This window comes from Collinsella aerofaciens (assembly GCF_005845035.1).
Lineage (GTDB): Bacteria > Actinomycetota > Coriobacteriia > Coriobacteriales > Coriobacteriaceae > Collinsella > Collinsella aerofaciens_I.
Genome location: NZ_SPFO01000024.1, coordinates 22,889 through 29,150, shown reverse-complemented (window position 1 = coordinate 29,150; position 6,262 = coordinate 22,889). Strand labels below are relative to the sequence as shown.

Genomic DNA, 6,262 nt, shown 5'->3' with positions numbered 1-6,262 from the left:
ACCATTGTCGGCCTAATCCGCGGTCTTTCATGCAGCAGGGGCTCTCAATGTTTTTATGTCCTGCTCATATCGTCTGTGCCGGCACCTGGGGACACTCCTTATGTCAAGAGATTGGTGCAAGAGGGATAGATTACCTTGCATCAATCTAATAAGTTGCGGTGAGATAGTTCTTGAATTGGCTTTTTGAGGGCTAAACAGGAACTATCTCACCGCAACTGCGTTGAGCGTTTTTTGGCAGCTGGTTTACTTGCTCGCGAAGAGCCAGACCAGGATGATCACCAGGATTGCGGCGACGATGCAGACGATGGCGCCGGTGAATTTGATGCGTGAGTCGCGGGTACGCTCGCGCACCGCGTTCTCGGTGGCCTCGAGCTGGGCGACTTCTCGCTCGGTCTCGGCGTGTTCGGCTTTGTCTCGGGCCAAGGATCCTGCAAGCGACTCAGTGATCTCTGGGTGGTCGTGTACTTCGGTCGCCTGTTCGATGATCGACTGCGCATGTGCGGCATCTGCTTGGGCGTTGGCGATGGTCTGCTCCTGGTCGTGGTGTGCCTTGTTCTCGGCGGCGATCTTCTCGCGCAGTTCGCGCTGGCGCGTTGCAGCGGCGGTTTTTGCGGTCTGCAGCTCGTCGCGCGCGGCATCGGCCTCTGCCGTCACGGCCTGATGGGCTCGCTTGGCGTCGGCGATGGGGGCTTGCGCCTGCTCGACGGCCTGCTCGGCTGCGGCAAGCGAGTGCTCAAGGTCGGCGGTGATGCGCGGGACATCTTCTTCGGCTTTTCGCAGGGCATCTGCCGTGTCGGAGATCTGCATCGAGAGCTCGCTGGTGCGCACCGTATAGTTGGCGGGATTTGCCGAGGGATTGCGTTGCAGCTCGGCGTACTCATGACGCAGCGTCTCGAGCTGGGCGCGCGTGGCGTCGACGGTTTGTTGTGCGGCCGCAATGCCGGCGTCTCGCTCGGCTTTCACCTTGTCGCGGATACGCTTGGAATCCTCAAGACGTCGAACGAGGCGGTTGCCGGTCTCGCGAGAGCTCGCCTCGCGGGCCTCCACGGCGTCGAGCGCGGCCTTCAGGCGGAGCTCAGTCGCGTCATCCTCTGTCTTCATTTGTTCGAACTGACCCTTGAGCTCTGTCGCTTTGGCGGCGTGGGCATCACGGTCAATCTCGGCTGCCGCAGCGGTCTTTTGCGCTGTGGCGATCGCCTGACGCTGGTCGGCGACGATCTGGTCGTAGCGGCCTGCGATATCCTGGCGCGTCTCGAGTTCCTCGGCCTGATCGGCAATGCGCTGCTCAAGTTCGGCCAGGTGGGCGCGGGCATCGGCAAGTGCCTTTTTCGCGGCGTTCATCTCGCGCATGGCCGAGGCGCCCTGGGCGATAAAGGTGCCCACGGCGTTCGCGGTGTTCGAGACAGCGGTCCCCAGATCGCGGCTTGCGGCGGGGGAGTGCGGGGCGGTCGGGCGAGCGGTGCCGGCAGCGTCCGCATCGGCAGCCTGCGGCGCGGCGATATTGCCGGTACCGCCCTCGACCACAGAAAAGCCTGCTGCGTGCGGATCGACCGCATCGGCGCCAATCGTGGGATGCTCGAGCTGCAGAAACGAGGGCATGGTGCTGCCCCGGTCGGCGACCGGAGTCTCGCCGGGCACGAAGGTCGAGGCCGCCTCGGCGGCCTCCTCTTCCTCGGTATCAATATCGGCATCGGCGACGGCGTCTTTCATCGCTTTGACGGCATCCATCATGGAGTCCATGACGGCATCGAGCTCTTCTTCCGAAGACACCTCGATGGGGCCTGCTGCTTGCGGAGCAGGGTCCTGTACAGGGGCGTCGTCCTGAGCGGGCGCATCGTCATTTTGCTCGTCGGCGTTTTCTGCGGCAGGGGTTTCCGCCGTAGCGCTTTCGTCCAAGATGGGGTCGTCGATGTCGATACCATCGCAGGTCACAACGTCAGTATCTGCGACGGCGTCTGCGGAATCATCAATATGCTGTTGAGTCTGGGGGTCCAGCTCGTCTGTCATAGGCATGTGCTCCTCATCGTTGTTTGTCACCCTATGATAAAGTCTCGCGCCGACATCCCACGCGCTGCAGCAAAGTTTCAAAACGTGTTCGATGGCTCGATCTGATAACAATAACTCGGCCGCTTTATCCAGTTTGTACTTGACAATCCCTTCGCCGAACGACGTGGTGCCGTTCGCCTACCGCGGTCTTTTATTTTCGCTTGAACACGCTAAAGTTGCATCTCAGCTTTTGGCGCGTGAAGTTGGATACGCGCAGTCGGCGGGCGTGCCCGTCGCGATTTGAAAGGACTTTGTATGGGACTTTTCACTGGTAAGACCGTGATCGTCACCGGCGGCGGCAAGGCCGCGCTTAAGGACGGTTCCGCTGGCTCCATCGGCTACGGCATCGATATCGCATTTGCCAAGGAGGGCGCGAACCTCGTCATCACCGGCCGCAACGTCGCCAAGCTCGAGGCCGCCAAGGAGTCTCTCGAGGTCGAGTACGGTGTCAAGGTTCTGCCTGTTCAGGCCGATGTCTCGGCTGGTCAGGACAACGAGGCCGTCGTCCAGAACGTCATCGACAAGGCCATTGAGGAGTTCGGCCGCATCGACGCCGTCGTCAACAATGCTCAGGCTAGCGCCTCGGGCGTGACCATCGCCGATCACACCATGGATCAGTTTAACCTGGCCATTTACTCCGGTCTGTATGCTACCTATCTGTACATGCAGAAGGCCTATCCGCACCTGAAGGAGACCAAGGGCTCCGTGGTCAACTTTGCCTCGGGCGCCGGCCTGTTTGGCAACTACGGCCAGTGCAGCTATGCCGCTGCCAAGGAGGGCATCCGCGGTCTGACTCGCGTTGCCGCCAACGAGTGGGGCAAGGACGGCATCAATGTCAACATCGTGTGCCCGCTTGCTTGGACCGCTGCGCTCGAGAACTTCCAGGATGCCTATCCCGAGGCGTTTAAGGCCAACGTCCACATGCCGCCGGCTGGTCACTACGGCGACGTCGAGAAGGAAATCGGACGCGTGGTCGTTCAGCTCTGCGGTCCCGACTTTAAGTACATGAACGGCGAGACCGTCACCCTCGAGGGTGGCATGGGCCAGCGGCCTTAGGGGTTACGCGGTTTTACCAAACCGCGTAACGTCTCGACGCTGCGCGGTCACCAGGGCGACAACTTGTCATTCAAAGAGGGCGGCATGACCAGAAGGTCTATGCCGTCCTCTTTTCATGCCAATTTGTTCGCTCTGGCGCCCGCTCGCTGGCATTGCCAGAGCATCGGCGTTGCCTTGGCTGTTGGAAATGATCCCAATGACTATGACCCCTTTGCGCCAGTTTCTGTCGAGTCGGTGCTCTTTGCGGGTTGCCCGTATAATGGTTTGCGTATGAACCGCTACCAAGGAGTTCCAGTTTATGGACCAGACCCTTTTTAAATTCGACCTGATTGCCGAGGACCCGACGACGCATGCGCGTGCCGGCGTGCTGCACACCCCGCACGGCGACATCGAGACGCCGATCTTCATGCCCGTGGGCACCAAGGCAAACGTCAAGGGTATTCCTACCGAGACCGTCAAACAGCTCGGCGCCCAGATCGTGCTTGCCAATACCTATCACCTGTCCATGCGTCCCGGCGAGGACACCATCGCCGAGCTGGGCGGACTGCACAAGTTCATGAACTGGCACGGCCCCATCCTCACCGACTCGGGCGGTTTCCAGGTCTTCAGCCACAACGATGCCGTCAAGCTCACCGACGAGGGCGTGCGCTTTATCGTCAACGACTATGACGGCCGCCATGTGTTCTGGACGCCCGAGGACAACATGGAAATCGCCATGAAGCTCGGTTCCGACATCTGCATGCAGCTCGACCAGTGCCCGGGCTATCCCGCCACGCGCGCCTACGTTGAGCGCGCCGTTGAGCTGTCGAGCATGTGGGCTGAGCGCTGCTATAAGGCGCATACCCGCGACGACCAGGCGCTCTTTGGCATTGTTCAGGGCGGCATGCACCTAGATCTGCGCCTGCGCTCGCTGCGCCATCTGGAGGAGTGCGGCGACTTCCCCGGTTACGGCATTGGCGGCTACTCGGTGGGCGAGGACCACGAGACCATGTTCGAGACCCTGGCACCACTCGTAAGCGAGTACATGCCCAAGCACAAGCCGCGCTACCTGATGGGCGTCGGCAACCCCACCACCCTCGTGCGCGGTGTGGGCGTGGGCATCGACATGTTCGACTGCGTGCTGCCGACGCGCACGGGCCGCATGGGTACGGCGTTCTCCAGCGAGGGTCGCCTCAACTTCCGCAACGCGCGCTTTGCGCACGACGACGGCCCCATCGATCCCACCTGCACCTGCCCGGTGTGCACGGGCGGCTACAGCCGCGCACTCATTCGCCACATGGTCACGCAGAAGGAGATGCTCGGCGGCATTCTGCTGTCGATGCACAACATCTACTACCTGCTCAACCTTATGCAGCGTGCCCGCCAGGCCATTATTGAGGGCCGTTACGGCGCGTTCGTGAGCGACTGGATGAACAGCCCTGCCGCGGTGGATTACTAAGGGCGACAGACACGCTTGCAGAGCGTGGGCAACGGCAATGGTCGAGCGCCAGCCGGTCGTCGCATTCGCTGACACCGGCTGCGCGACCGCTGACCGATAGCTTGCAAGTGCTTGATACATCGTGGGTACCATACCGAATAGTTGATGCTCGGGCGGTTGTTTGACGCATGGCGTCGACCCCGCCCGTTTTTCTTTTTCTCGATAGGAGTACCCATGATTAAGAATGAGAACGTCGAGGGCGAGCCTGCCTACGACGAGACGTATCGCCGCGGCCCCGTGGTCATGCGCGGCCCCATGATTCCCAAGGACAACACCTACGCCAACCTGCTGGCGCCCGAAGATTCGACCGACTGGCTGCATGCCGATCCCTGGCGCGTGCTGCGCATTCAGGCCGAGTTTGTCGATGGCTTCGGCGCGCTTGCCGAGCTTGGCCCCGCAGTGACCATCTTCGGCAGTGCCCGCACGCCTAAGACCGATCCGCTCTACAAGGCGGCGCGTACCGTCGGGCGCAAGATCGCGCAACGTGGCGTGGCGGTCATCACCGGTGGCGGCCCCGGCATCATGGAAGCGGCCAACAGGGGAGCGGCGAGTGTCAACGGCAAGTCAGTTGGCCTAGGCATTGAATTGCCGCACGAGCAGGGGCTCAACAAATACGTGAACCTCGGCATGGACTTCCGCTACTTCTTTGTGCGCAAAACCATGTTCGTTAAGTACAGCTCGGGCGCCATCGTATTTCCCGGCGGCTTTGGCACGCTCGACGAGATGTTCGAGGTTCTCACGCTGGTGCAGACGCACAAGGTCAAGCGCATGCCGCTCGTGCTGGTGGGCAGCGAGTACTGGCAGGGCCTGTTCGACTGGCTCAACGGCCCGGTGATGAGCGCCGGTATGATCAGTCCGCTCGATCCGGAGCTCGTGCACATCACCGACGACCTCAACGAAGCCGTCGACATTGCGCTCAGCGGGTTGATGTAGAGCAATCGTGTCTACCGCGACATGAATATGCATGGCAATCTGATGCTATCTAACGTCAGGTTGCCATTTGTATTGGGTATACTGATGCAAAAGACGAGGGCAAGGAGGTCGCGTATGTCTACTGCAACGGTTAAGCCTACGACGGTTCGCCTCGAAGAGGGGCTCAAGGAGCAGGCGACTGAGTTCTTGGATTCGGTCGGCCTCAGCCTCAATTCCTATCTCAATCTTGCCGTTCGGCAGCTGGTAAATCAGCGAAAGATTCCTTTTGAGATTGTAGGAAGGGCGGAGATGCCCAACGAGGCGACGAGGCGTGCCATGGTGATCGCCGAGGCTCATGAGTTGGGGATTTTGCCGGACGATAGCCCGTCATTCAATAACGCTGATGAGCTTATGTCATTCCTCGATGAGGAATAGCGATGTTCGAGATTAAAGTTGAGGCTCAATTTAAGGCGGACTACAAACGAACGATGCGCATGCATCCGCAGCTAAAAAGTGAGTTTAAAGCGGCGGTTGCAGAGCTTGTGGCTCATGGGTCACTTCCGGCGGAGTATGGCGCCCACGAGCTCTCAAACCCGGGCGGAAACTACAACGGCCACATCGATTTCCACCTATCCGATGGCTTGGTCGATGTGGTCGTTCTTTATCTTCCCCATAAGACTAACCCAGTGATTAGGCTGGTGAGAATGGGCTCGCATGAGGAACTGTTTCAGGGTCCGCTGGGCTGATCGCCGATTTCCAAGTTGCGGTGGA

General features: G+C 60.3%; 6 protein-coding genes. 5 read left to right on the top strand and 1 reads right to left on the bottom strand.

Annotated features, from left to right (window positions below; translation table 11 throughout):
* Window positions 1–243 precede the first annotated feature (243 nt).
* Window positions 244–2,007, bottom strand: a complete 1,764-nt coding sequence (locus tag FGQ67_RS09155) for a coiled-coil domain-containing protein (RefSeq protein WP_138341562.1) — start codon at window positions 2,005–2,007, stop codon at window positions 244–246.
* 294 nt (window positions 2,008–2,301) lie between these two features.
* On the opposite strand from FGQ67_RS09155, the gene FGQ67_RS09150 reads away from it, so the two are divergent.
* From FGQ67_RS09150 to FGQ67_RS09130, 5 genes are all read left to right on the top strand, one after another.
* Window positions 2,302–3,102: an SDR family NAD(P)-dependent oxidoreductase gene (locus tag FGQ67_RS09150; RefSeq protein WP_138341560.1), complete on the top strand. Its 801-nt coding sequence runs from the start codon at window positions 2,302–2,304 to the stop codon at window positions 3,100–3,102.
* 298 nt (window positions 3,103–3,400) lie between these two features.
* Complete coding sequence (tgt, locus tag FGQ67_RS09145) at window positions 3,401–4,540, top strand: tRNA guanosine(34) transglycosylase Tgt (RefSeq protein ID WP_138341558.1); 1,140 nt, start codon at window positions 3,401–3,403, stop codon at window positions 4,538–4,540.
* A 213-nt stretch (window positions 4,541–4,753) separates the two neighbouring features.
* On the top strand, window positions 4,754–5,512 hold the full coding sequence (locus FGQ67_RS09140) for an LOG family protein (protein WP_138341556.1): 759 nt from the start codon (window positions 4,754–4,756) through the stop codon (window positions 5,510–5,512).
* Window positions 5,513–5,626: 114 nt separating this feature from the next.
* A complete protein-coding gene (locus FGQ67_RS09135; RefSeq protein WP_055285794.1) occupies window positions 5,627–5,926 on the top strand; it encodes a type II toxin-antitoxin system RelB/DinJ family antitoxin in 300 nt (99 codons plus the stop codon).
* A gap of 2 nt (window positions 5,927–5,928) precedes the next feature.
* Entirely contained in the window at window positions 5,929–6,237 is a 309-nt protein-coding gene (locus FGQ67_RS09130) for a type II toxin-antitoxin system RelE/ParE family toxin (protein WP_055285799.1), read from the top strand.
* Window positions 6,238–6,262 lie beyond the last annotated feature (25 nt).

What these genes read in the sequence shown, in the direction of transcription:
- FGQ67_RS09150 (WP_138341560.1), top strand. Translation starts at nt 2,302, where the DNA reads ATGGGACTTTTCACTGGTAAGACCGTGATCGTCACCGGCGGCGGCAAG.
- FGQ67_RS09135 (WP_055285794.1), top strand. Translation starts at nt 5,627, where the DNA reads ATGTCTACTGCAACGGTTAAGCCTACGACGGTTCGCCTCGAAGAGGGG.
- FGQ67_RS09155 (WP_138341562.1), bottom strand. Translation starts at nt 2,007, where the DNA reads ATGACAGACGAGCTGGACCCCCAGACTCAACAGCATATTGATGATTCC.
- FGQ67_RS09130 (WP_055285799.1), top strand. Translation starts at nt 5,929, where the DNA reads ATGTTCGAGATTAAAGTTGAGGCTCAATTTAAGGCGGACTACAAACGA.
- tgt (WP_138341558.1), top strand. Translation starts at nt 3,401, where the DNA reads ATGGACCAGACCCTTTTTAAATTCGACCTGATTGCCGAGGACCCGACG.
- FGQ67_RS09140 (WP_138341556.1), top strand. Translation starts at nt 4,754, where the DNA reads ATGATTAAGAATGAGAACGTCGAGGGCGAGCCTGCCTACGACGAGACG.